Source organism: Agaribacillus sp. DX54 (assembly GCF_056858335.1).
In genome coordinates this window covers 1-396 of the sequence record NZ_JBXEQE010000140.1, presented here as the reverse complement: position 1 = coordinate 396, position 396 = coordinate 1, and the positions used below count along the sequence as shown (strand labels likewise).

Annotated in this window: 1 pseudogene; it reads left to right on the top strand. The window is 46.5% G+C overall.

Features of this window, described 5'->3' with window-relative positions:
• Nucleotides 1–396, top strand: a pseudogene (locus AC04NP_RS30705) (transposase); the annotation flags it as partial.

The following is a 396-nucleotide window of genomic DNA, read 5'->3' as shown; positions in this document are numbered from 1 at the left end:
GGCCCAGGGGCTCCTCGATGGTTTTCTTCCCAAGGGATGCTGGGATTAATGTTTGTGAAGGCCTACCTGAATCTCAGCGATGAAAAGCTGATAGAACGCTTTAATACTGACTGGGGCCTTCAGCTATTTTGCGGTAAACTGCTTTCGGATAACCAACGGATCAGGGATAAAGCCATTGTGAGCAGGGTGCGTAGCTACCTGGCCGAACATACCGACTGGCAGCACCTTCAGGGCGTGTTATTTAACCACTGGAAACGGGATATGAATAATACCCATGTATTACTGATGGATGCCACCTGCTATGAGAGTTATATACGTTTTCCCACGGATGTAAAGCTGTTATGGGAAAGTTGTCATTGGGTATTTGAACAACAGTTGTTTAAGTGGTGTAAACGG